Source organism: Acinetobacter guillouiae, from assembly GCF_002370525.2.
In the GTDB taxonomy this organism is placed as follows: domain Bacteria; phylum Pseudomonadota; class Gammaproteobacteria; order Pseudomonadales; family Moraxellaceae; genus Acinetobacter; species Acinetobacter guillouiae.
The window spans coordinates 1,347,964-1,372,065 of record NZ_AP014630.1 but is presented as its reverse complement, the minus strand read 5'-3'; the positions used below and the strand labels follow the sequence as shown (position 1 = coordinate 1,372,065).

Genomic DNA, 24,102 nt, shown 5'->3' with positions numbered 1-24,102 from the left:
CTAAGGCTATGCTATGAATAATTTAAACATTAAGGCAAAAAAAAACCTGCATCTTTGGGGAAAGAATGCAGGCAAAAACCGATTATTCGGTAATAGGAGGAATACCTACTATTTTACTAGGGTTTCATTTTATTTGTCAGTGGCAATATATAACAAGTGCTATAGCTTGCTTTTAATTGGTGAAAAATACTCAATATAAAGGTGAATAAGAAACTTAAAATCTATAGATATTTAGCTTAATCACAGTATTACAAATGATTTGATAGATACGTGTTTTACTTAAGTACTTTGTATTCTGCTACTAATTTATGCTTTTTAGGATCAATCTTATCGAGTGGTTGGCTATAAAAAACTTCACCAACAAAGCAACTCTATTTAAAGTATTTCCAAAAGATCATCCAATTTTTAATGTTCAAATTACTTTTATATTTTTTCAATTTTAAAAATTACGAATAGTCACCCATCAATTGCTTATATTGATCAATTCATAACTTTCATCGTGATGTTGATTCTAATCCCCCTTAAACCTTACTCAAGTCTAAAATTGTCATGTTGCCCCAATACACTGCACCTGTATCAATGTAGTAGCAATTATCTCGCTTGATGGGCGTTGTTGTGACGGTATGCCCCATGATGACCAGGTCCACACCTTGAACTTTAGTATATTTCAGATTCTCTAAATCAAAGCGTTCTCTGCCCCACATTGCTGCCTCAGTAGGTAGTCGCTTAGCTTCAATTGCATATCTGACAGCATCAAAATCATTAAGATTACGCTTAAACAACTCCCAATCATTTTGCTCAATATGCCCATGTACAAAGCCAAACTTGCGACTGTGATGTGTGATTTCAAGTGCAATGGGTAATTGATTAAATTTGTTTATAATTTTATGTTGAGTTTGGGCATCCAAATCATAAAACCACTCTCCGCCATTGGCGATATGACAACGACCAAAAGAATCGTTAAATAAGCCTTTAATACATAAGTCCTCATGATTCCCTCGAATTGAAGTAAACCAAGGTTCATCGATTAGATTCACACATTCAATATTTTGAATGCCACGATCAACCAGATCACCAACAGCAACCAATAAATCATTTTTAAAGTTAAAATCTATTTCAATCAAACGATTCATTAGCAAGTCGTAACAGCCATGAATATCGCCAACTACATAGAGCTTACCTTTGATTGTTTTATTCCAAATTTTGACTAAGTTCATGTTTCTGCCCTCTTAAGTGGATGTTAAATCCATCTACTACAATGTCCTGTGTGTAAAATTGTTTTGTTGTAAACCACATTGATGTATAAATAATTTTATTTGCATAGCTGTGGCTAATTGATATGAGCTATATATCTCAAGATATTCATCACTGGATTTTGAGTAAAAGCTCAAATAAAGCTTTGGGAAATATGAATACTTAGAATGGCGTGTTGTTTTGATAAGTCTTATATAGTCAAAATGGCAATATCTTCATCTTCTAATTAAGCTATTTATAAAAGTATAAGCCCCTGCCATCATTTTTTAGCTTTTCTGGATTTTTCTTATAAGCTGAGATTTATATTCTTATCGTTGTATCTACTTAACAATGCAATTTTATTTTTAGGGTACATTAATAAAAAAATAACTATTTAATAATTTAAAAAAATACTTGTAATGCAGCCTGTAAAGCAATAATTAAAATTATCCATTTTAAATTCTTTGATAGAATCATTTTATCATATTCAAAATAATATGAAATTTGATTTATTAATGCGACAGAAGCTCAAAATGAAAGAAAAAAAGATTGTTATTGTTGGTGCTGGTATTGTTGGCGTTACCCTTGCATGGTTTTTCGCCACTTATTCCGATGCAGAAGTGACATTATTAGATCAAAAGCAGGCAGGAAGCGGTGTTTCCCAACATTCTTTTGCATGGCTTAATGTTTCTTATGGACGTCCTGATTCCTACCAAAAACTACGATCAAAATCCTTGAATGAATGGCGAAGATTAGATGCAGAGATGCATGGCGCATTGAAAATTGATTGGCGAGGTGCCATTAGTTGGCAGGAAACGAATGCAGAGACATTACAATTTATCCAATCCCACAGTGAGCTGTCTTTTAATGTCGAATCTTTAACAAAAGAGAATCTTGCAAAAAAAGAACCTTTGCTTGATAAAGCGCCGAATGTGGTTGCATTTGCTGGCGAAGAAGGTGCGATAGATCCCATCTGGGTGATTCAAACATTGCTTCAAGATGCCATTAAAAAAGGTGTAACTTATTGTCCAGAAACGGAAGTTTCTAAAATATTACAAAATGAATCAGGTCAAACGATCGGTGTACGTAGTCAAGATAAGGATTATGTTGCGGATAAAGTTGTTTTAACAGCGGGAGTGGTCAATAAGGATTTGCTGCAAACCATCAATATCGAATTACCTTTAGCATCTTTGCCAGCTATTATTATTCGCTTTAAGCATGAAAAATCAGATCAATTCGCACAGCATATTATCTCGACACCAGAGATGGAGATTCGCTCGATTGATTCAGAACATTTTTTAGCTGCAGAAGATTATATCGATGACACAGCAGTCAATACGCCAGAACTGATCGCTCTGAATGCTTTAAAAACTATTCAGGCACATTTTAATACGATAGCACCAGCATTAGCATCATCTATAACTGTTGATCACGTGGCTGTAGGAATGCGCCCTATCCCATTCGATGATATGCCCATTGTTGGTACGATGAATGATGACTCTGGACTTTATCTCATTTCAATGCATGCAGCAGTCACTCTCGCGCCTTTAATTAGTCGCTTGGCTATGCAAGAAATTTTATATGAGCAAGAAAGTCCTGAATTATTTTCTTATCGTATCACGAGATTTCAGTGATTATGTGCCGATTTTACGTCAAAATAACCACCAAATTATTGATTTTATTAATAAATTTGGTACGCCCAGCGGGACTCGAACCCACTCCACAGGCTTCGGAAACCTGTACTCTATCCAGTTAAGCTATGGGCGCTTAAATTGAGAAGGCACATCATAACAAAAAAAACCGCGAGGTAAAGCATTTATAAAACAACTCTTTTGATTGATGCTCATGCTTTAAGCAATGTTGCATATTTGCAATGCAGAATTCCTCCTAACTTACTTGGTTTATTTAAAAAGATCGCTCACAATACACACTCCATAAACCAAGTGAGAATTTCATGACTGATGCTCTGACGTTAAGAGATTTATCTAAAACCTATAGAAATGGATTCCAAGCACTCAAAGGAATCAATTTGACTGTTCCAGAAGGAGAGTTTTATGCACTTTTAGGACCAAATGGCGCTGGTAAATCGACAACAATCAGTATTATCAGTTCCTTGGCGCGGAAAACTTCAGGTACTGTGGAAATTTTTGGTCATGATTTAGATACCCATCCTTCACATGCAAAACAATGTCTAGGTGTCGTTCCTCAGGAATTCAACTTCGGGCAATTTGAAAAAATCTTTGACATCTTAGTCACTCAAGCGGGTTATTACGGCATTCCGCCTAAAATTGCACAACAACGTGCTGAAGAATATTTAGAAAAATTAGGTTTATGGGATAAGCGTAATACTCAAGGGCGCATGTTGTCTGGTGGTATGAAGCGCCGTTTAATGATTGCGCGTGCCATGATGCATGAACCTAAACTTTTGATTTTAGATGAACCCACTGCAGGTGTAGACATCGAGTTACGCCGTTCAATGTGGGATTTCCTTACAGAAATGAATGAAAAAGGCACTTCGATCATTTTAACCACGCATTATTTAGAAGAAGCAGAAATGCTTTGTCGTCAGATTGCGATTATTGACCGTGGTGTTATTAAAGAAGATACCTCGATGAAAGCGTTCTTAAACCAATTGAGTGAAGAATCTTTTATTTTCGATTTAGAAAATCCGATTGAACCAATCATGATTGATATCATTGGTGTGAAATTTAATCTGATTGACCCCATGACCTTAGAAGTCACGATGGATAAAGCGCATTCTTTAAATGATTTATTCCAGCTTTTAGAAGCGCAAGGTATTCGTGTTCGCAGTATGCGTAATAAATCAAATCGTCTTGAAGAGTTATTTGTGAAACTGGTTGAGAAAAATCTTGAAGGAGTTGCAGAATGAATTTTACTCAACTACGTATTGCACTCTATACATTAGTTCAAAAAGAAATCCGCCGCTTTATGCGAATTTGGCCGCAGACTTTATTACCGCCTGCGATCACCATGAGCTTGTACTTTGTGATTTTTGGTAATTTGGTCGGTTCTCGTATTGGACAAATGGGTGGATTTAGCTATATGCAATTCATCGTGCCGGGTCTCATCATGATGGCGGTGATTACAAACAGTTATGCCAATGTGTCTTCAAGTTTCTTTAGTGCTAAATTCCAAAAAAGCATTGAAGAACTGATTATGAGCCCAGTTCCACTACATATGGTCTTGTGTGGTTATGTGATTGGTGGTGTTGCCCGCGGTGTTCTTGTTGGGGCAATTGTCACAGCAATGAGTTTGTTCTTTACTGACCTTTATATCCATAATATTTTCGTCACGATATACACCGTTATTATTACCTCACTACTGTTTTCTTTAGGGGGTTTTATCAATGCTGTATATGCAAAATCGTTTGATGATATTTCGATTATCCCAACCTTTGTATTAACACCCCTCACCTACTTAGGCGGTGTGTTTTACTCGATTAGTGCTTTAAGTCCATTTTGGCAAAATCTGTCTTTAATTAACCCGATTGTATATATGGTCAATGCTTTCCGTTTCGGAATTTTAGGTCATAGTGATGTCAATGTTTCATTGTCTTTACTTATTGTGACTCTATTCTGTGGCGTACTGTATGCGATTGCTTACTATTTACTTTCTCGTGGTTCAGGAATGCGTGAATAATGTCTGTTGAAAAATCTTTATTGGGTAAAGAAACCGATTACCCAACTACCTATCAACCCGAAGTTCTTTTCCCGATCGCGCGTGCACAAGCGCGTGAGCAATATGCGGATGTAGCGGGTATATATAAAGGTCAAGATTGGTGGCATGTATTCGAAATTTCTTGGCTAAATAGCAAAGGAATCCCGCAAGTTGCCATTGGGCGTATTGCACTCCCAGCAACATCACCAAATTTGATTGAATCAAAGTCGTTAAAGCTCTACTTTAATAGTATGAACTTTACCCAGTTTGACTCTCATCAAGCTTTTATCAATACCGTTGAAAAAGACTTATCTGCTGCTGCACAAGCCCCAGTGACGCTAACTTTATTTCAAGTTGATGATTTAGAGATCAGCAAACCAACGGGTATTTGTATTGATGATCAAGAACCTGACCAGCTGGTCAATCATCCAGATGCAAGCCTTTTGGCCTTTGATCAAGAAAATACACAACACGGTGAAAGCGTTGAAATTCAACTGTATTCACACTTATTAAGAAGCAATTGCCCTGTGACTGGACAACCCGATTGGGGCACTGTTTTTATCCGATACCAAGGCGAAAAACCTTGTTATCGTAGTATTTTAGCTTATATTATCTCGTATCGTCAGCATAACGGTTTTCACGAACAATGCGTGGAACAAATTTTTGCCGATATTTGGCAAAATTTAAAACCTGAAAAGCTGATGGTGTATGCAACATATACACGTCGTGGCGGTTTAGATATTAACCCATGTCGTGTATCTGATGAATCATGGATGCCAAGCCCAATTCGATTGGCGCGACAATAAACATTGAGGTTGAAAACATGCCTTTTTTTGGTTTTGTACCTTCTGAAGAACTATTAAAGAACATTCAGACCGGTATTGAGAAAAAAAACTCTAACGAACCACTTTATCCTTTACGTGATCAAACTGCCTTACTCATTAATGAAGAAATTATTGATACGCTTTTGATTGAACTTGTTCGTCGCTTCCCTGCAAGTGACAAACGAGATACTGCTGAAAAATTAGCAGGCTATGTCAAATCGACTGTTGCTGTGTTACTTAAACAATTGTTAAGTAAAGCAGACAATGATGTGGTTCGTCAGTCTGTAGAGTTTTCAGAACGTAGCCTATTTAAAGATCCACAAGGTCAATTCCGTGTCGGTGTGAATTTAGACGCAAGTTTAGTCACCAATCTCAAAAATAGCTTTGCTGAAGTTCAAGCAAATGGGGATGTAAATCGCGCTGTATTGTCTGAACAATTCAAACAATTCTCAGATGCGACGATTAACCATTTCATGCGTGATTTTAATAAAACGCTGGATTTGGGTATGATCAAACGTAAGGCTGCGGATATTGGTGCTTCTGCTGTAGGCAAAGCAGTGCATATGGCAATTGATAAGTTGATTCCAAATTTAAATAAAGATGAAATCACAGCTGTAGCAGAATATTACGATACTTTATTTTTTAATTGATCGTTAAAATTCAATTGGATTTTTAAATATAAAAAATGCCCTTCTTGGTAAGGGCATTTTTTTACATTTATCGAGTTATACTTTTTAGCTGTAGTAATTAACCATTAAATTCATAAACTTAAAACCATGATAAAACGCTATTCCTTGATCTATCTAAAACCTATTCAAATTCAAAACCATTTAATTCAATCTATTTAACCCACTATTTTCTAATTTAAATATTTCAACCTCAAAATAATCACAAAATTCAGCTCATAATTTTGTTGCAAAGTATTGATATTCATTGCCTTCGAGGGGGATTGTGATAGCATGCGCAAAACACATTTCCCGCACAAAATAGACCAATGGCACCAAGCTCTCAATATAAATTTTTACGTCAATCTCCTCGTGATGGTCTAAGTACTGCCATGATCCCCTCACGCTGGCAAAAACTCCATATTGACCCTTGGTTGAGTTTATTTCTAATCTTAAACGCGATGCTCGGTTTAACCGTCCTTTATAGTGCGTCTGCACAAGATATGGGGCTGGTTTCCAAACAAGCCATGAGCTTTGGTATCGGTTTTCTCGTCATGTGTGGTTTAGCCCAAATTCCTCCTAAAGTTTATCAAGCTTTTGCGCCTTACTTTTATCTGTTTGGACTGGTCTGCTTAGTCGCAGTTAAAGTGTTTGGTGAGGTTCGCATGGGTGCTCAACGCTGGATTGGGATTCCGGGTTTTGGCAGCGTGCAACCCAGTGAGTTTTTAAAAATTGGTATGCCATTGATGATTGCATGGTTTTTATCTCGTAATCCTCTACCGCCTAGTTTTAAAAATGTGTTTTTATCACTGATCATGATTGGCATTCCTTTTATCCTGATTGCAGAACAACCCGATTTAGGTACATCACTGCTCATCTTAGCCAGTGGGATTTTTGTGCTATTTCTGAGTGGTCTTTCTTGGAAAATGATTTTAGGTGCAGTGAGTGCTGTTGCTGTGGTGATTCCAGTCGCTTGGGAATTTCTACTACATGACTATCAACGACAACGTGTTTTAACTTTATTTAATCCAGAAGCCGATGCCTTAGGCACGGGCTGGAACATCATTCAGTCTAAAACAGCGATTGGTTCGGGTGGCTTTATGGGTAAAGGTTATTTGGAAGGCACTCAATCGCACTTACATTTTTTACCTGAAGGCCATACTGACTTTATTATTGCCGCATTTTCTGAAGAATTCGGTCTGATTGGTATCCTACTTCTGATCATCATTTACTTTTGTATTATCTTTAGAACCTTTCAAATGAGTCTACAATGCTTCCATAATTTTGGGCGCTTGGTTGCTGGTACTTTTGCTTTGTCATTTTTTGTTTATGTATTTGTAAATGCGGGCATGGTCAGTGGTATTTTACCTGTAGTCGGTGTGCCATTACCTTTTATGAGTTATGGTGGTACTGCAATTATTACTTTAATGGCCACTTTTGGCATTGTGATGTCTATACATACACATCGTTAATTTTTTATCATAAATAATTAGGAAATATAACCTATGTTTACTTTTGGGCTTTTACAGAAGGTTAAAAACATCACTTTTTGTGCAGCTGCATTTTCACTGACCAGTTTCTGCCAAGCCAATGATTTTGCCAGCAACCCTGAATACAATAATTTTAAAGCCAAAACCATGCAAACCTATGGTCTAAGTAGCGAACAAATTGATTGGGCAATGAACGGCTCACGCAATTTACCCAATATCATCAGCATTATGGAACGACCAGGTGAAAGTAAGCCTTGGTACCAATACAAAACTAATTTTTTAGCTGAAGGCACCATCCAACGTGGTGTGCGTTTTAAACAACAATATGCAGATACACTAAATCGCGCAGAACAGCAGTTTGGGGTGCCTCAAGCAATCATCCTAGGCATTCTAGGGGTCGAAACAGGTTATGGCTCAAATAAGGGCTCCTTTATCACCCGTGATGCACTTGCAACCCTCGGTTTTGGTTATCCCCGCCGTGCGCAATATTTCCAAGATGAGTTGGGTGCTTTAATTGCATGGTCATATAAAGATGGCGTTCCAACCAATTCGATTGTTGGGTCTTATGCAGGTGCAGTAGGTTATCCGCAATTTATGCCAAGTAATGTGTCTAAATTTGGCGTGGATTACGACGGAAATGGTCATGTTGACTTACGTAACTCTGCGGTCGATGCGATTGGTTCGATTGCTAACTATCTGGCTCAACATGGCTGGCAGCGTGATCGCCCTATTGCGTTTTTAGCGCGTTATACAGGGAACAATCCTGAAGCGGTTATTGCAAAAGATTTAACTCAGCCTGTTCCCTATGGATCACTTAAAAATTTAGGGATTTCTCCATTAAATCCAATCGTCAAAATTGATGACTTAGATTTGGTTAATGTGATTCAATTACAGGACAGCAATGGCCCTATTTATTATATTACTTATCCTAATTTTCAAGTGATTACGACATATAATAGAAGCCGTATGTATGCCACTGCTTTATGGCTTTTAGGCACCGAAATTGTAAGTCGTTAAGACTTGCAATTTCCTAAATAATAAATAAGTCAAGATTTTTTTATGTTAATTTGATCACATTTAATACTTTTTTCACACCTTGTTACAATATTGATTATTTTTTAATCAAAACCTGTAAGAATTTGTCCTTTTTGTAACTGTTTCTTAAATAATGCTAGACACATTTATTCCAGCTTGAATATTATCCTTTCCGTTAAATGCAGTTGCACAAGTGAATTTACAGACCTCTATGGTTAATTTTCAGCGACTTAGAAAGTTAAAATTGAGGTTCCAAGGAGTTAAACGATGCATGCTTCACTAAAATATATGATGGCCCTGACCATGGGTCTGAGTATGACGCAGGTCAACTCAGAAATGGTTCAGTCATCATACTTAAACAATGATTCGGATAGTTCGAGTCTAGCTTCTCGTGTGATTAGCAAAGATTCAACAAATTTCAACTCTCATTTTTCAAACCTAAACAGTTTGTCAATTACTGAACGTTCTGGCGATCAAGTCCGTCGTCAAACTATTGCAGCAAAGATTCAAGTTCCTGAAGATGAGCCTTCAGTAATTGATAAACTTAATGAAGTTGCTTCAAACACAGTTCGCAAATTTAGCCAAACTGGTGTTGCATCTTGGTACGGTCGTCAGTTCCACGGCCGTAAAACCGCAAGCGGTGATACATTCGATATGAATGATTTGACTGCTGCACACCGTAGCTTGCCATTAAACTGCTTTATTCGTGTAACCAATAAAGACAATGGTAAAAGCGTAGTGGTTAAAGTCAACGATCGTGGTCCTTTCCATGGTAACCGTGTACTTGACCTCTCTTACGGCGCTGCTAAGCGTTTAGGTATTACAAATTCAGGAACAGCACGCGTTAATATTGAACGCGTAGATGGTCCAAACTCGTAAATCACTGCATGCATTTAACAAAAGCCACTTTCCAGTGGCTTTTTTATTATAAAAATAAAAATATAGATGTCCGAATTGCCCCCTTAACTTTCCAGTTATGCCCCTTTTCTTTCAATGCATTCCAGATAAAATAAAATGTGAGTCGATACAGGATGTATCACTAAACAGAAAACGAAAACCGAAGTTTAAATTCTAAAAGTAAAAAAGTGAGCCATGCATGGACGTGAACAGCAAAACGCCAAACTTCGCGCATACATCCCTCAGCAAAACCCAAAAAGTAATCGCACTTGGTTTTGCCACGCAAGGCTTGGGTTATGCCAGCGTCATGACCGCGCTTCCCACAATCAAAAGCCGATTCAGACTTTCAGATGATCAACTGTCAATTATTATCCTTGGTGTCTGTATTGCAGCAGCACTGGGTTCTATTTTGGCAGATCGACTTGCTGTGAAACTAGGTTCAAGGCTTGCAATTGTCATTGGCTTGCTATTTGAAGCCATCGGTATTGCAATTGCAGCATTTAGTCCCAGTGTCATGATCATGGTCGCTAGTTTTTTACTTTATGGGCTTGGACTCGGATGTTTAGACGCTGCATTGAATATGCAAGCTGTCATGATGGAACAAAAACTTGGGAAAAGCGCCTTGGGCGGTTTCTTTGCCTGTTATACCGCTGCTGCTTTCCTTGGCGCGTTAATCATGTCCGCAACGGTCTCAACCACACTTGGGGCAACAGCGGCATTGTGCATTGCTGTCATGATGTGTTTGATTACATCGCAAGTGTCAAAACGTTGGTTATTTCAACAAAAAGAAAATGCTGCCCTACATCCTCAACAACGATCACCAATTCCGCATAAACAATTGCTTATTTTTGGTGTGATCATTCTCATCGCCTTTACTGTCGATTCAGCAATCAGCACGTGGAGTTCAATTTATCTTAAAGATATTTTAGCAAGCTCAGCCACAGTCGCCCCATTGGGTTATGCCGCATACCAAATGGGTATTTTGCTCACCCGTTTAAGTCTGGATTATCTTTTAAAATTTAAAAGCGCTGCATGGGTTGCCTTCATCACAACGCTGATTGGCGCAACAGGCTGTGCCATAGCTGGCTTAGGGCATTCATTGGCGATTGTCATTGCCGGTTTTGCGCTGGCTGGTGTTGCTGTAGGCGCATTAGTCCCGCTGACATTTTCAGCAGCAGGTCGTTTAGATGAAAATCGACGTGATGAAATTATCGCACGGGTGAATATTTTTAATTATGGCGGGGCTGTAGCAGGAGCTGTAATTGTTGGCTTACTTGCTGCTCCTATCGGTTATGGTCCCTCATTTATTGGTTTAGCACTGGCGCTGTTATCTGTGATTTATTTTAGAAAAAGATTTATTTAGGCTGTATATAAATAAAAAATCGTTTAGGATGAATAAAGATCATTGCTCAAATGCAAAAACACTTATCATTTTTTAAACACATATCAAACCTATACGCAGATCAAAATCTTTGCTAGTTTGAATAAAATAAACAATATTTAATAAAACAAATTTGGGGATTATTCATGTTTCAAATCAGTGGCCCATCAAAACTTGTCCGTGCAATTGCACCCATCATCTGCTTAATTGGCCTTGGCTCGCTTAGCGCATGTACCACGATATCTCCAACAAACACGAATACCCCCGCTGATCTTGCAACCTTGACGCAAACAAACACGCTATTTTACGGTGGCTCAATTTTAACTATGCAAGGCATGTCACCCCATTATGTCGAAGCGTTGCTGGTCAAGGATGGAAGAATTGTCTTTGCAGGTGATTTAAAACAAGCGCAAAAATTAAAACAAAAAAATACCCAAGAGGTTAACTTAAACCGTCATACCCTGCTGCCTGGTTTTATTGATGCGCATAGCCATTTAAATAGTGTCGGTCTACAGCAAACTGTGGCAAATCTCTACCCTACGCCCGATGGTAACGTTTCAGATATTGCATCATTGATTCGTGAACTTTCATTATGGCAACAAAACAATCCTGACTTTATCAAAGCAACCTCAGGTTGGATTATTGGAAATGGTTATGATGATGCCCAAATTAAAGAAAAACGGCATCCTACAGCAGATGATTTAGACTTGGTTTCCACCAATCACTCGATTATTGTTTTACATCAGTCAGGACACTTAGCCTCTGTCAATCATAAGGCTCTTGAACTTTTAAACATCAATAAAAATACACCCAATCCAACTGGCGGGATTATTCGTCGTAAAGCAAATTCTCAAGAACCCAATGGTGTACTTGAAGAAGCTGCTGTTTTTTCAGCAATGGCAACTGCGTTTAGCAAAGTTCCACCTGAAATCATGCAAAATATGGCAAAAACAGCACTGAATACCTATATCAAAAATGGCTATACCACTGTACAAGAAGGTCGTGCAGATCATGGTACTGCTGAATTATGGCGAAGTTTTGCGGCCATCAATCAATTGAATATTGATGTCGTGGTTTATCCAGATATCATCAATGAAAAAGATTACATGCTGAAAAATGGCAGTAGTCTCAATTATCAAAATCATTTTAGAATTGGGGGAGTTAAAATCAGCCTAGATGGCTCCCCACAAGGCAAAACCGCATGGCTAACGCAGCCTTACTTCATCCCACCAGAGGGAAAACCTAAAGACTATCGTGGTTATCCAGCCTATCCAGATACAAAAATGGTTCAAGATGCAATTAATCTGGCTTATAAGAATCATTGGCAAATTCTTGCACATGCCAATGGTGATGCTGCAATTGACCAATATCTCGCAACTATTGAGACAGCCAACGCACAATATGGCCAAGCAGATCGCCGCAATGTGATTATTCATGCGCAAACCATGCGTGAGGATCAATTAGATCAAGCCAAGAAATTAGGGCTTATTCCTTCGTTCTTCTCATTACATACTTACTACTGGGGCGATTGGCATAAGCATGAAACGCTCGGCGCAGAACGTGCCAACCGAATTTCCCCTACAGGTTCTGCATTAAGAAAAAATATGATTTTTACTGAGCACCATGATGCTCCAGTCATCCCTCCTAAAAATATGATGGTGATTGATGCAACCGTCAATCGTACCACCCGTTCTGGAGATGTATTAGGTGAGGATCAAAAAGTCAGTCCTTATATCGCATTAAAATCAGTCACAGATTGGGCTGCATACCAATACTTTGAAGAAAAAGACAAAGGTACTTTAGAAAAAGGCAAATTGGCGGATCTTGTGGTGATAGATCAAGACCCATTAAAAGTGCCCACTCAAAAGATTAAAGACATCAAAATATTGGCAACCTATAAAGAAGGTCAATTGATTTATCAAAGTCCCCAATAAGGATCATTAAGGGATAGTAGAGATAGGACATGCTTAATCCGAAATTTTTATTCGTACTATTGGGCCTAAGTGGTTTTGCTTATGGAGATATCGCTATTTTCAAAGCCACTTTTCCTGATCTAAAAACCAACCAAGCACCTCACCCACAACACCAACTTGAACAACTTCCCGCAGCCACCCTCAGCAATAATGTAACAGTGGATACCTATATTGCTGCAATTCCCAATCCTTTTAACGATACAGGATTCTACAAAGATGATGCCGTCTGTAAGATCAACAACACCCAGCAAGTGAAATGTCAGTTCCGTTATAAATTATCTGCGACTCAAGCAAAAAACTTTAAAATCATCTTACTGCCCGGTATTGGCCCTGTACTTCTCCCCATATCATGGCAAGTGATCAGCACGGATATGGGACCTTCTGGCGTTGCGTATGCTGTGCTGGCAAGCCGTAAAAAAGATGAAGTCATCACCATTTATAATTCTTCCGCGTGTGCTGGCTGTGCCATGCATAGCGCAAGTTTATATTTCCCCAATGTGAGAAAACTCAGTTTAGACAATGAATTTGGAGCCATTGAAGATAAAAACCATCTGTTAAACATCGTCAAAGCCAATAAAAATAAAGTGTATTTTAGCTATCAAACTCCCAACTATCCCAACAAAACACATGGGATTGCCTATTATGCCGATGAAAGTGATGGCAACGATGTCACCAATTTTCAGGAAATCAAAGTCACACTTAAACCAGAACATCAAACTTGGGCTCGTGATATTTTAAATTTCTATCAGGCCACACATTGAAATACCCATGACCAGCACTTGGTTTTATTTAAAGCCGCTATTTTGACCAAAACATTATTCTGATTTATATTGTTTTCAGCAAAAATAAATATAGCCAACCACATGCATGGAGCGCCAAATGAAAACAATCACCGAATGGTTCGATGAATATAGCGAAAGTCATCAAAACAAAACCAATAAAGCCATCCATTGGGCTTGTGTCCCCGCGATTTTATTTGCCATCATTGGAATTCTTGCACATTTTAGTGCGTTACTTACCACACTGCTTCTGATTTTAACCCTCGTTTTCTATGCCCGTTTGGATATTGTTCTTGCTGTTGCAATGACCGCATTAATTGCAGTCATGGCATGGATCATTTACTTACTTCCTGCCGGTGTTGGCTTCTATATTGGGGTGTTTATTTTGGCTTGGATTGGTCAATTTTATGGCCATAAAGTCGAAGGTAAAAAGCCTTCTTTCTTTAAAGACCTTCAATTCCTCCTCATTGGCCCTGTATGGTGTATGGATGCCTATCTTGGTAAAGTACTACCCAAATGGAAAACACGCCAGAAACTGGCTTTTTAGCGCAAATAAACCAGAGGGAAAATCCAATTCGGCTTTTCCCTCCATTTTTTTCAATTTAACAGATAAAATAACCCGTAAAAGCACAATAAACTTAAAGCTAAATTGACTAGAATTTTCTTAGAAATAAGTGCTAAAACAACACAGATCATTGCTGTTAAAAAATAGGCATCCAAAGGCAATGCACGCAATTGATCTCCATTGAAAAATACAATTGGTGCACAAATTGCAGTCAGCAAACATGGCGCTGAATACTGCAACATATTTCCAATCACACGAGGTAATTTCAGGGCGATTTTAGGTTCCAAGAAAAAGTAGCGGTTAATCAATACAATGGCTGCCAAAGTTAACAATAAAGTCCATGTCATTTTACTACGCCTATGTTTTTTACTCCGACGATCTTTGCCATACACATCGCACCAAACATCCCCAAAATCCCGGATAGCACAATACCCCCTTCAAATTGAAAATATTTAAAAATACAGGCAGATAGCAAGGTACACATGACGCCTACCAAAGTTGCGCTATTTTTCACCATAGGCACAATAATCAAAATAAATACCGCAACAATTGAAAAATCTAAATGTAAGCTTTCTAAATTTGGAATTGATTTAGCCAGTACAATACCCAACACACTAAATAGGCACCAAGCCAAATAAAAACACAGCCCAGCACCAAACAAATAAGCAAAGCTGCGCTGTTTATCTTTGCCAATGCCGACAGCAAACAGTTCATCTGTCAGCAAGAAGCCAATTAATATACGTTGCTTAAACGGAAAACGACTGACATCTTGGCGAAAATTAAGCGCATAAATTAAATGCTGACTGGTTAAGAAAAATACCGTAATCATAATCGTCAAGGCAGATGCTTGTGACATGACTAAACCTAAACTCACCAACTGTGCTGCACCTGCAAATACAACAGCGGACATTGAGAATGCTTGTGCAAAGCTTAATCCAGCATTGATTGCCATTGATCCAGCCAAAATACCCCAAGGCAGTACGGCAATAGATAAAGGTAAAATATCGACCACACCTTGGAAAAAAGCCTTTTTATTTTGCTTAGACTTCAGCTCAATGTCGGCAGTATAAGATTCAAATTGATCACTCATTTGCAAAATCCAAATCTAAGAATTTAAGCAGTATCTTATAAATGATCAGTGATCGCTTGGATAAAATTGCTATTTGGTCAGGGACTGTAGAACGTTTAAATGGCTATTCCCGAATACATTTATTAAATATTCAATGTGCTTAAATATTGAGAAGGCGTAACCCCGACTGCCTTTTTAAAATGTCGATTAAAATGGCTTTGATCTGAAAAACCACTATTTTGGGCAGTCATTGCAATACTCTGACCTTGTTTTAATAATTGGCGTGCTTTCTGTAAACGGACCTGAACCAACCAACTATGTGGTGGTAAGCCCGTATATTTTTTAAATTCACGTAAAAAATGCCAAGGGCTTAATCCTACATATGTCGCCAAATCAGTGAGCGAATAATCATGCTCAGGAAAACTGCTTAATAAATCTTTAACTATTTCAACTTTCCGTTGTGCTTCTGGTAATTCAGCAGGTGTTAATTTGGCACGACCATAACGACTGATTAAACGGGCTAAAGTGGATAAATACATACTCTCTTTCAGTAAAGTATTTTCTTTTTGTTCTAATAAATCAAAAAGTAAACAGAGTTGCTGTGCCAATCCAACATCTTGCACAACTGCTTGTGGGAACCACGGTACGCTATTTTTAACACTAAAAAAATCTTGCCCTGCATCTAACAACATTTCTGGTGTTGGATAAATTGCACGATATTTCCAGCCTGACTCGACAGCAGATGAACCTGTATGAATTTCATCAGCATTGACTAAAATAATGTCGCCCTTCGGTGCTGTATGTAACTGCCCAGTCCGATAAAAACTCTGTGCACCATCTTCAATCACACCAATACAATAACCTTCATGCACATGCTTTGAAAATTGCTTATGGTGATACTGTGCTTTTAACAACTCTAATCCACCCAATTCTTTTAGGTGAAAGTAGCTTGCCCACTCCTGCATTTTTTCTATTCAGACTTTTGATAATAATTTAAAAATAGCATGTTTATAAAAAGCGTATAGAACAAAATTGCTATCTATACGATTAGACATGGAAAATACAAAGATCTTTTGTGCACATAAGAAAATAACCAATAGATTACTGATAGGTTTTTCCATTATGTTTTAGCCAACCATCTTGATGACGACGCTTTGGATCATGGTGTGTCCAGTGCATTACGCCACCTTGATTGCTATATTCATATTCGCCAAAAAATTCGACAGTATCGCCTTTGCGTAAATTATCTATGCGTGGTGCTAAATCAATATTATGTGCAACCAATACAGTTAAGCCATTATCCAATGCAAGAATAAATTTTTGATGGCGCGAACCTTCATTATCATCACGCAACACAGCTTTTACTCGACCGATGGATTGTACTTGAACATTACTAAGCTTTGCCTCATAGGCTTTTCGAATAACCTCAAGACCATTTTGATTTTGACTATTGGCAGACGGCTTATCTTTAAATTGGTTATCTTTACCCTGCTCATCCACATGCTGTGTATTGCCTTGTGAATGATTGTTTTGCTGATCGATCGATTCAACTTTAGAGGGTTCAGTTGTTTGATTTTTTTGTTGATTGAGATCAACACCCAGATAAGCTGCGACGATCACTGCAATTACAGCACCAATACCAAGTTGTGTTTTATTTGCCATAAAGTTTGAGTCTAATCAATGTTCATGGTGGAATTATAAAAGAATAATCTTTTAGAAATGTATGAATTAATTCTTCTAAATCTACTTCAATTAAATTACAGACAAAAAAAACCCCTCTAAAGAGGGGTTTTCAATAATTATACTCAGTGAGTAAAAATTATTTAGCAGCCGCTTGAGCAGCAGCAACTTCTTCTGCAAAGCTCATTTCAGCTTTCTTCTCAATACCTTCACCTACTTCGAAGCGAACGAATTGAGCTACAGTTGTTGCAGTCGCTTTCAATACTTCAGCAACTTTTTTGTCGTTGTCGATTACGTATTGTTGACGCTCAAGAACAACTTCGTTCAAATATTTTTCAACTGAACCAGTTACCATTTTTTCAACGATGTTCGCTGGCTTACCAGATTCAATCGCTTTAGCTTCTGCAATTTCTTTCTCTTTCGCGATAAGATCAGCAGAAACATCTTCAGCAGTTACAGCAACTGGGTTGAACGCAGCAACGTGCATTGCAATACCTTTACCAGTTTCAGCAGAACCTGTGTAAGAAACAACAACACCGATTTTTAAACCGTGTTTGTAAACTGCAAGGTTTTCACCTTCAACAATTGCAGCACGACGAACTTGGATGTTTTCACCGATTTTTTGAACAAGCGCAATACGAGCTTCTTCAACAGTTGAACCATCTTCAAGTTTTAATTCAGCAATTTGAGCAGCATCAGTTACACCAGCAGCAAGTGCAGCAGCAGCAACTTTCGCAGAGAAACCAGCAAAGTTTTCGTCTTTAGCAACGAAGTCAGTTTGACAGTTTACTTCTAAAAGAATTGCTTTATTACCTTCTTGAGCAATTGTGATCGCGCCATCAGCAGCAATGTTACCAGCTTTTTTAGCTGCTTTTGCTTGACCTGATTTACGAAGATTATCAATCGCTAATTCGATGTCACCGTCTGCTTCTGTTAATGCTTTTTTGCATTCCATCATTGCAAGACCAGTACGGTCACGTAATTCTTTTACCATGCTCGCAGTAACTGCAGTCATGTTGTTCTCCTAAATACGGTAGAATATGAATCTGTTCAACAAAAACGGCCCAAAGGTTCCTCTGGGCCGTTTTGCTTTCTCGACGCTCAATTTGTCATCATTTTAAATCACAAAAATGACAAGCTTGCGTCAAAACGCATTAAGCCTCAGGAGCTTCTTTCGCAGCTTCTTCGCCTTTAGCTTGAGCATTCGCTTGAGTTTGAGCGTATTCTTTACCAGCAAGAATTGCATCAGCCATTGCAGAAGCATAAAGTGTAACAGCACGGATCGCATCGTCATTACCAGGAATAACGAAATCTACGTTATCTGGGTTAGAGTTTGTATCAACGATACCGATTACTGGAATACCAAGGTTTTTAGCTTCTTTAATCGCGATTGCTTCGTGATCAACGTCGATGATGAACAATGCGTCAGGTAAACCACCCATGTTCTTAACACCGCCTAAAGAGCGTTCAAGTTTTTCCATTTCACGAGCGCGTTCTAATGCTTCACGTTTAGTAAGTTTAGCAAAAGTACCATCTTGTGATTGAGTTTGAAGATCTTTCAAACGGTTGATTGACTGACGAAGAGTTTTCCAGTTAGTCAACATACCACCCAACCAACGGTGATCAACATAAGGCTGACCAGCGCGTTGAGCTTGTTCACGAATGATGTTAGAAGCAGCACGTTTTGTACCAACGAACAATACTTTGTTCTTTTTGCTTGCTAGATTGTTAACAAAATTCAAAGCATCATTTAACGCAGGAACAGTATGTTCAAGGTTGATGATGTGAATACGGTTACGCGCACCAAAAATGTATTGACGCATTTTTGGGTTCCAGAAGCGAGTTTGGTGACCAAAGTGCGCGCCAGCTTGAAGAAGGTCGCGCATGCTTACGTTGTAATCTGCCATTTTCTTTACCTTAAAAGTTTGGGTTAGGCCTCCATATGTCCGCATTCTCCACCCTTTCAGGCACCCAGAGTAATGTGACGACATATGTGCGGATTTTTAAATTACCCTTATCAATATTTCCATAAACCATTCACAAAGAAAGTCACAGAAAGCATTTGATAAATTGGGCGGCTATTTATACCATAGTCACATACAAATTTCCAAAAGTTTTTAAAGATCATGAACAGTACTTACGAAGCACCACGTCGATTAATCAAAACCGCAGATGAAATTGAAAAGATGCGTGTTGCAGGTCGATTGGCTGCAGAAGTTTTGGATATGATCAAACCGCATATCAAACCAGGTGTCAGTACACTTGAATTGGATACGATTTGTCATGACTATATTGTCAACAAACAAGACGCTATACCAGCATGTTTAGGCTATGGCGCTGCACCTGGTCGCCCTGCATTCCAACATGTGATTTGTACCTCTGTAAATCATGTGGTATGTCACGGTATTCCATCTGCAAGTAAAATTTTAAAGAAAGGCGATATTCTCAATATTGACGTGACTGTGATTAAAGATGGTTATCACGGCGACACCAATATGATGTATGTGGTTGGTGGTGAAACATCGATTATTGCTGAACGTTTATGTAAAGTTGCTCAAGAAGCAATGTACCGTGGTATGGAAACGGTGAAACCGGGTTCAACCATTGGTGATATCGGCGCAGCGATTCAAAAATATGTTGAATCAGAACGCTTTAGTGTGGTGCGTGAATATTGTGGTCATGGTATTGGTACAGTATTCCATGATGAGCCACAAGTCCTTCACTATGGTCAACCTAATTCAGGTATGGTTTTGGAAGAAGGTATGACCTTTACCATTGAACCAATGGTCAATGCGGGTGTTTGGCAAACACGTTTAATGGGTGATAAATGGACGGTGGTGACCAAAGACCATAGTCTTTCAGCTCAATACGAACATACCCTGCTGGTGACCAAAGACGGTGTAGAAGTTTTAACCGCACGCCCTGAAGAAGATCTATCTCGTTTTCAAAAATAACGAAAGTCATTGACTAAAATGACTTATGCTGCTTAACAAAAGGTCATATTCATATGGCCTTTTTTTATGGCTTAAGTTTTTCCTTGTCGGCCAAGTCAATGTTTTAAGGTTACTTTTAACCGAGATCATGGCGTATTTTTAGCATGTAATATCATGACAACACGATTACAGTTGTATTACATTTATAAACTTATGATAAATAAAATATTAAAAAAAGAACATTCACTTAAAAAAAGCCTTTGTAAAGACTACATTAATTAACAGCAAAAACTTCTAATAATAAAAACGCATAAAAATTAGTATCAATTACGGACATGGAGTCCAAACCTATGAAAAAATCATTACTTTGCATCATGACCTCATGCATGACTTTACCGATGATGGCCCATGCAGATTCACCCTATTTTAGTCTGAAAGATGGTGATGGATTTAAACGCTTTTCTGTTTCAGCAGGTTGGCTACATGCAATGCCGCAAGGTAATCCCAATGGTGTAAACATCAATACCAGTGTTAAGAAAGGCGATTATGCGGTTGGTGATGTGCAACTTGACACTGTGACCAATGCAATTGCCAATACCGAAGAAGGTGCCGCCAAAAAAGAAAAGTTATTGGGTGTGGCAAAACTTGGTGAAACTTTAGGCTTAATTAAAAATGGAACATTAACCTCAAACATGAGTGGTAAAGCCAATATTACCAGCTTAGAAAGTTGGAATAATGCAGATGCAGGACTGAAAGCAGATAATGTTGATACCTTAGGGATCATGGCAAATTACTTCTTTACCGATAATATTTCATTAGAATTTAAAGCAGGTATTCCACCCAAAGTTGATATTAAAGGACAAGGCCAGATTAATGCCCCTGTACTTGGTATTGCGACACCTGAAGGTAAGCTGGATACACCGATCATTGGAGGAATTGCCAATGGCTTAATTAATGGCATTGGTGGTATTCCTTTAGATACACAAATCCCGATTACCAATTTAGAGCAATCGAAAAAAGCAGCATCTGCAACAGCATGGTTACCTGCCGCAGAAATACATTATCAATTTGGTAAATCTGGTGTAAATAAACTTAGACCTTATGTCGGCGTCGGTGTCATGTATGCGCATTTTACCAATGTAAAAATTGACTCTGGTATCAACAAAGATTTAATTGCTGCAGGCCATATGGTTCAAAATGTTCTTGATGGTCAGGCAGGTGCAGCTTTAGAAGGAAAAACATCATCAGCTGATCCTCGCGTTAAAGTAAAAGCCGACGATGCCATAGCGCCTATGGCAACACTGGGTGCAACCTATGATTTTAATGATCGTTGGTTTGGAGTAGGCTCTGTCACTTATGCACCAATGAGTGGTGATGTCAAAATCACTGTCATTGACAACAATACAGGGAAATCGCTCATCGGCGCTAAAACCAAAATTGATATTGATCCTCTAATTACTTATGTCGGTGTGGGTTATCGTTTCTAAAAGCTAAATTTATTTTCATTAAAATGTGTTGATTGATCACTAAAATTTATCGATTGATAAATTTTTATTCTATCGCTAAGTCCCATTGAATCATCTACAATTCTCATATGATGATTCAATGGATAGCTTATGTCAGTACAACAGGACGACACGCGTTTCTCTAAACCACTCATTTATATGCTCATTGGAAGTGCTTTTATCTTGGCACTCTCTTTAGGTGTACGTCACGGTTTTGGGCTTTATCTTGTGCCCATGAGCCATGAGTTTGGTTGGAGTCATCAAGTTTTTAGTTTAGCTATTGCCATACAAAATCTATTCTGGGGCGCAGTACAACCTTTTACTGGCGCGCTTGCAGACAGATATGGGAGTAAGAAGATTGTTGCAATAGGCGGGGTACTCTACACCATTGGTCTATTGTTAATGTCCATCAGTTCAAATGTACTGTTACTGGATATCAGTGTCGGCTTAATTATCGGCTTAGCCCTCTCTGCAACATCATTCTCAGTATTACTTTCGGCCGTAGGACGAGCAGCGCATCCAAGCAAGCGCAGTATGGCAATGGGCATTGCCAGTGCAGCAGGTTCATTTGGGCAATTCATTATGTTGCCAACCACCCTGCTTCTCATTAAAAATTTCGGCTGGTCATCTGCGCTGGTCATTACAGCAATGCTGATTGTGTTGATTGTTCCATTGGCATGGATGCTTAAAGCACCTATGTATGTACCACCAAATGCAATTAAACAAGCGATAAAACCCAATTTAAGCTTTAAACAGATTCTTAAAATTGCCTTTCAGCATAAACCCTTTTTATGGTTGGCCTTTGGTTTTTCAGTGTGTGGGTTCCAAGTGGTTTTTTTAGGCATTCACCTACCAGGTTATTTGATTGATCATGGTTTTGATGCCTCCACTGGAACGATTTTTCTTGCATTGGTTGGTCTATTTAATATTATCGGAACCTATACCGCAGGTTGGCTTGGTGGTAAGTATTCTAAACCGCATCTGCTTATGGGTTTATATGGTTTACGTGGCATTGCGATTGTTGCCTTTCTCATGCTGCCGTTAAGTATTTGGACTGTTTACGCCTTTGGTATCGTTATGGGGATCTTATGGCTTTCGACTGTACCTCTAACCAACGGCATTGTGGCCAATATGTTTGGTGTAAAATACTTAACCATGCTAAGCGGCCTAGTGTTTTTCACTCACCAAATCGGTTCATTTTTTGGTGGATGGCTAGGCGGTTTAAATCATGATATAACGGGTAATTACAACATCATTTGGGGATGCTCAATTGCCTTGTGTGTAGTCGGCGTTATTGTGCATTTCTTTGTCAATGAAGAGGCTGTGGTTAATGACTAATTCATTCTCGTGGTTCAAGCTCAGTATCTGGTTGGTTATTGTTGTTCTGTTCGGGCTGTCAAGTATGCTGTGGTTGAACACGCCTGAATTATTTGAATATTTTAATATGGCTTTTTGTGCGCATTAACCAATTATCCAATACCTAGATTGCTTTGTTTCAAAGCCCTAACTGCTTTTAGGGCTTTGTTTTGTAATCATACACCGTTCAACATTTTTAATTTAAACCTTGTTGAAACGTGGATTATTTTTGTTTTAAACCTTTTAGCTAGAATTAAAATTTACATCGGTTGAATAAGCTGCTATCTCTGGATGCATCATTAAAAATTACCACTTTGATTATGCAACTTAGCCTCTATCATCTCACGCACTCACGATCACAACGAATTCTATGGCTATTAGAAGAATTAAATTTGCCTTATCAGCTTAAAATCTATACCCAGCATATTTTAGAGCATGAAGATGCTGAATTAAAACAGTTCAATCCTGAGGCTAAATTTCCAACCTTGGTCATGACAGATCTTCTTGATCAAACAACAACGGTACTGACAGAAAGCTCAGCAATCATTGAATATTTAAGTTTTAGTACGCAAAAGTTTGGTATACAAGGTTTAAATCAGCAAGAGATCATAGACTTTTATTTTTGGAAAAACTTTGCAGATTCTAACTTCATGCCAAATTTAGCCCTTAAACAAATCTTTTATCAGTTGGTCCAACGCACACCCTTTCCGATACACATTTTGACAAGACTGCTTAAACATGGATTTGATCGTGGCTTTCTTAATCACACTTTAGCGCAACAACTACAATCGATTCATTTGCAATTAAAAAATAAAGCATGGATTGCTGGAGGCTCTTTCACCATCGCAGATCTGTTACTTTGGTTTCCACTGAAAGCCTGTTTTGAACTTCACCCAAGATATCAAAAGTTCACAGAAATTCAGCGCTATCTTTTGCAAATAGAAAGCAGACCCGCCTTTCAAACGGCTTTAGTGAAAGGACAATGGTCTGCTGACACATTTAAATCGTATTGGTCTAAAGCAGACCAGTAGCACGCTTA

23 protein-coding genes and 1 tRNA gene are annotated in these 24,102 nt (G+C 38.4%); 16 read left to right on the top strand and 8 right to left on the bottom strand.

Features of this window, described 5'->3' with window-relative positions:
* Positions 1–521 precede the first annotated feature (521 nt).
* A complete protein-coding gene (locus AS4_RS06395) occupies positions 522–1,217 on the bottom strand; it encodes a metallophosphoesterase (RefSeq protein WP_096733585.1) in 696 nt (231 codons plus the stop codon).
* Between the two features lie 549 nt (positions 1,218–1,766).
* Here AS4_RS06395 and AS4_RS06390 point away from each other — a divergent pair.
* Entirely contained in the window at positions 1,767–2,867 is a 1,101-nt protein-coding gene (locus AS4_RS06390) for an NAD(P)/FAD-dependent oxidoreductase (RefSeq protein WP_167468934.1), read from the top strand.
* A gap of 57 nt (positions 2,868–2,924) precedes the next feature.
* Here AS4_RS06390 and AS4_RS06385 read toward each other — a convergent pair.
* A tRNA-Arg gene (locus tag AS4_RS06385) sits at positions 2,925–3,000 on the bottom strand.
* Positions 3,001–3,187: 187 nt separating this feature from the next.
* Between AS4_RS06385 and AS4_RS06380 the strand changes: the two genes are divergently transcribed.
* From AS4_RS06380 to AS4_RS06330, 11 genes are all read left to right on the top strand, one after another.
* Complete coding sequence (locus AS4_RS06380; RefSeq protein ID WP_004722000.1) at positions 3,188–4,123, top strand: ABC transporter ATP-binding protein; 936 nt, start codon at positions 3,188–3,190, stop codon at positions 4,121–4,123.
* Complete coding sequence (locus AS4_RS06375) at positions 4,120–4,893, top strand: ABC transporter permease (protein ID WP_004820027.1); 774 nt, start codon at positions 4,120–4,122, stop codon at positions 4,891–4,893. The genes AS4_RS06380 and AS4_RS06375 overlap by 4 nt, the downstream gene beginning before the upstream one ends.
* Complete coding sequence (gene queF / locus AS4_RS06370) at positions 4,893–5,717, top strand: NADPH-dependent 7-cyano-7-deazaguanine reductase QueF (protein ID WP_096733583.1); 825 nt, start codon at positions 4,893–4,895, stop codon at positions 5,715–5,717. The genes AS4_RS06375 and queF overlap by 1 nt, the downstream gene beginning before the upstream one ends.
* Positions 5,718–5,734: 17 nt before the next feature.
* Positions 5,735–6,385 carry a hypothetical protein gene (locus AS4_RS06365; RefSeq protein ID WP_004820022.1) on the top strand — a complete coding sequence of 217 codons (651 nt, stop codon included), beginning with the start codon at positions 5,735–5,737 and terminating at the stop codon, positions 6,383–6,385.
* 344 nt (positions 6,386–6,729) lie between these two features.
* The gene (rodA, locus tag AS4_RS06360) at positions 6,730–7,872 is read left to right on the top strand and encodes a rod shape-determining protein RodA (RefSeq protein WP_004722007.1); all 1,143 of its coding nucleotides are present in this window, start codon (positions 6,730–6,732) and stop codon (positions 7,870–7,872) included.
* Between the two features lie 33 nt (positions 7,873–7,905).
* Positions 7,906–8,907 (top strand): lytic murein transglycosylase B, encoded by a 1,002-nt coding sequence (gene mltB, locus AS4_RS06355; RefSeq protein WP_004820018.1) that lies wholly within the window; start codon positions 7,906–7,908, stop codon positions 8,905–8,907.
* A 285-nt stretch (positions 8,908–9,192) separates the two neighbouring features.
* Complete coding sequence (locus AS4_RS06350; RefSeq protein ID WP_004722011.1) at positions 9,193–9,804, top strand: septal ring lytic transglycosylase RlpA family protein; 612 nt, start codon at positions 9,193–9,195, stop codon at positions 9,802–9,804.
* Between the two features lie 217 nt (positions 9,805–10,021).
* Complete coding sequence (locus AS4_RS06345; protein WP_096733582.1) at positions 10,022–11,185, top strand: MFS transporter; 1,164 nt, start codon at positions 10,022–10,024, stop codon at positions 11,183–11,185.
* Positions 11,186–11,349: 164 nt separating this feature from the next.
* Positions 11,350–13,137, top strand: coding sequence for an amidohydrolase (locus AS4_RS06340; protein WP_096733581.1), 1,788 nt, complete (start codon positions 11,350–11,352; stop codon positions 13,135–13,137).
* 29 nt (positions 13,138–13,166) lie between these two features.
* Positions 13,167–13,937, top strand: coding sequence for a DUF4850 domain-containing protein (locus tag AS4_RS06335; RefSeq protein ID WP_096733580.1), 771 nt, complete (start codon positions 13,167–13,169; stop codon positions 13,935–13,937).
* Positions 13,938–14,055: 118 nt separating this feature from the next.
* The gene (locus AS4_RS06330; protein ID WP_096733579.1) at positions 14,056–14,502 is read left to right on the top strand and encodes an Mpo1 family 2-hydroxy fatty acid dioxygenase; all 447 of its coding nucleotides are present in this window, start codon (positions 14,056–14,058) and stop codon (positions 14,500–14,502) included.
* A gap of 50 nt (positions 14,503–14,552) precedes the next feature.
* On the opposite strand, the gene AS4_RS06325 is transcribed toward AS4_RS06330, so the two are convergent.
* From AS4_RS06325 to rpsB, 6 genes are all read right to left on the bottom strand, one after another.
* Complete coding sequence (locus AS4_RS06325) at positions 14,553–14,867, bottom strand: AzlD domain-containing protein (protein ID WP_096733578.1); 315 nt, start codon at positions 14,865–14,867, stop codon at positions 14,553–14,555.
* Complete coding sequence (locus AS4_RS06320) at positions 14,864–15,610, bottom strand: AzlC family ABC transporter permease (RefSeq protein ID WP_096733577.1); 747 nt, start codon at positions 15,608–15,610, stop codon at positions 14,864–14,866. Before AS4_RS06320 ends, AS4_RS06325 begins: the two co-directional genes overlap by 4 nt.
* A 122-nt stretch (positions 15,611–15,732) precedes the next feature.
* On the bottom strand, positions 15,733–16,554 hold the full coding sequence (locus tag AS4_RS06315) for an AraC family transcriptional regulator (protein ID WP_004722023.1): 822 nt from the start codon (positions 16,552–16,554) through the stop codon (positions 15,733–15,735).
* 136 nt (positions 16,555–16,690) lie between these two features.
* Positions 16,691–17,251 (bottom strand): DUF3465 domain-containing protein, encoded by a 561-nt coding sequence (locus AS4_RS06310; protein ID WP_096733576.1) that lies wholly within the window; start codon positions 17,249–17,251, stop codon positions 16,691–16,693.
* A gap of 157 nt (positions 17,252–17,408) precedes the next feature.
* Positions 17,409–18,284 carry a translation elongation factor Ts gene (tsf, locus tag AS4_RS06305; RefSeq protein ID WP_004722025.1) on the bottom strand — a complete coding sequence of 292 codons (876 nt, stop codon included), beginning with the start codon at positions 18,282–18,284 and terminating at the stop codon, positions 17,409–17,411.
* Positions 18,285–18,423: 139 nt separating this feature from the next.
* Positions 18,424–19,176: a 30S ribosomal protein S2 gene (gene rpsB / locus AS4_RS06300; protein WP_004722027.1), complete on the bottom strand. Its 753-nt coding sequence runs from the start codon at positions 19,174–19,176 to the stop codon at positions 18,424–18,426.
* Between the two features lie 219 nt (positions 19,177–19,395).
* On the opposite strand from rpsB, the gene map reads away from it, so the two are divergent.
* The 4 genes from map (at position 19,396) to AS4_RS06280 (ending at position 24,094) form a co-directional block, all read left to right on the top strand.
* A complete protein-coding gene (map, locus tag AS4_RS06295; protein ID WP_004722029.1) occupies positions 19,396–20,223 on the top strand; it encodes a type I methionyl aminopeptidase in 828 nt (275 codons plus the stop codon).
* A gap of 329 nt (positions 20,224–20,552) precedes the next feature.
* On the top strand, positions 20,553–21,689 hold the full coding sequence (locus AS4_RS06290; RefSeq protein WP_096733575.1) for an OmpW family outer membrane protein: 1,137 nt from the start codon (positions 20,553–20,555) through the stop codon (positions 21,687–21,689).
* A gap of 129 nt (positions 21,690–21,818) precedes the next feature.
* Positions 21,819–23,045, top strand: coding sequence for an MFS transporter (locus tag AS4_RS06285; protein WP_096733574.1), 1,227 nt, complete (start codon positions 21,819–21,821; stop codon positions 23,043–23,045).
* A gap of 338 nt (positions 23,046–23,383) precedes the next feature.
* Positions 23,384–24,094: a glutathione S-transferase family protein gene (locus tag AS4_RS06280; protein ID WP_096733573.1), complete on the top strand. Its 711-nt coding sequence runs from the start codon at positions 23,384–23,386 to the stop codon at positions 24,092–24,094.
* Positions 24,095–24,102: the final 8 nt, after the last annotated feature.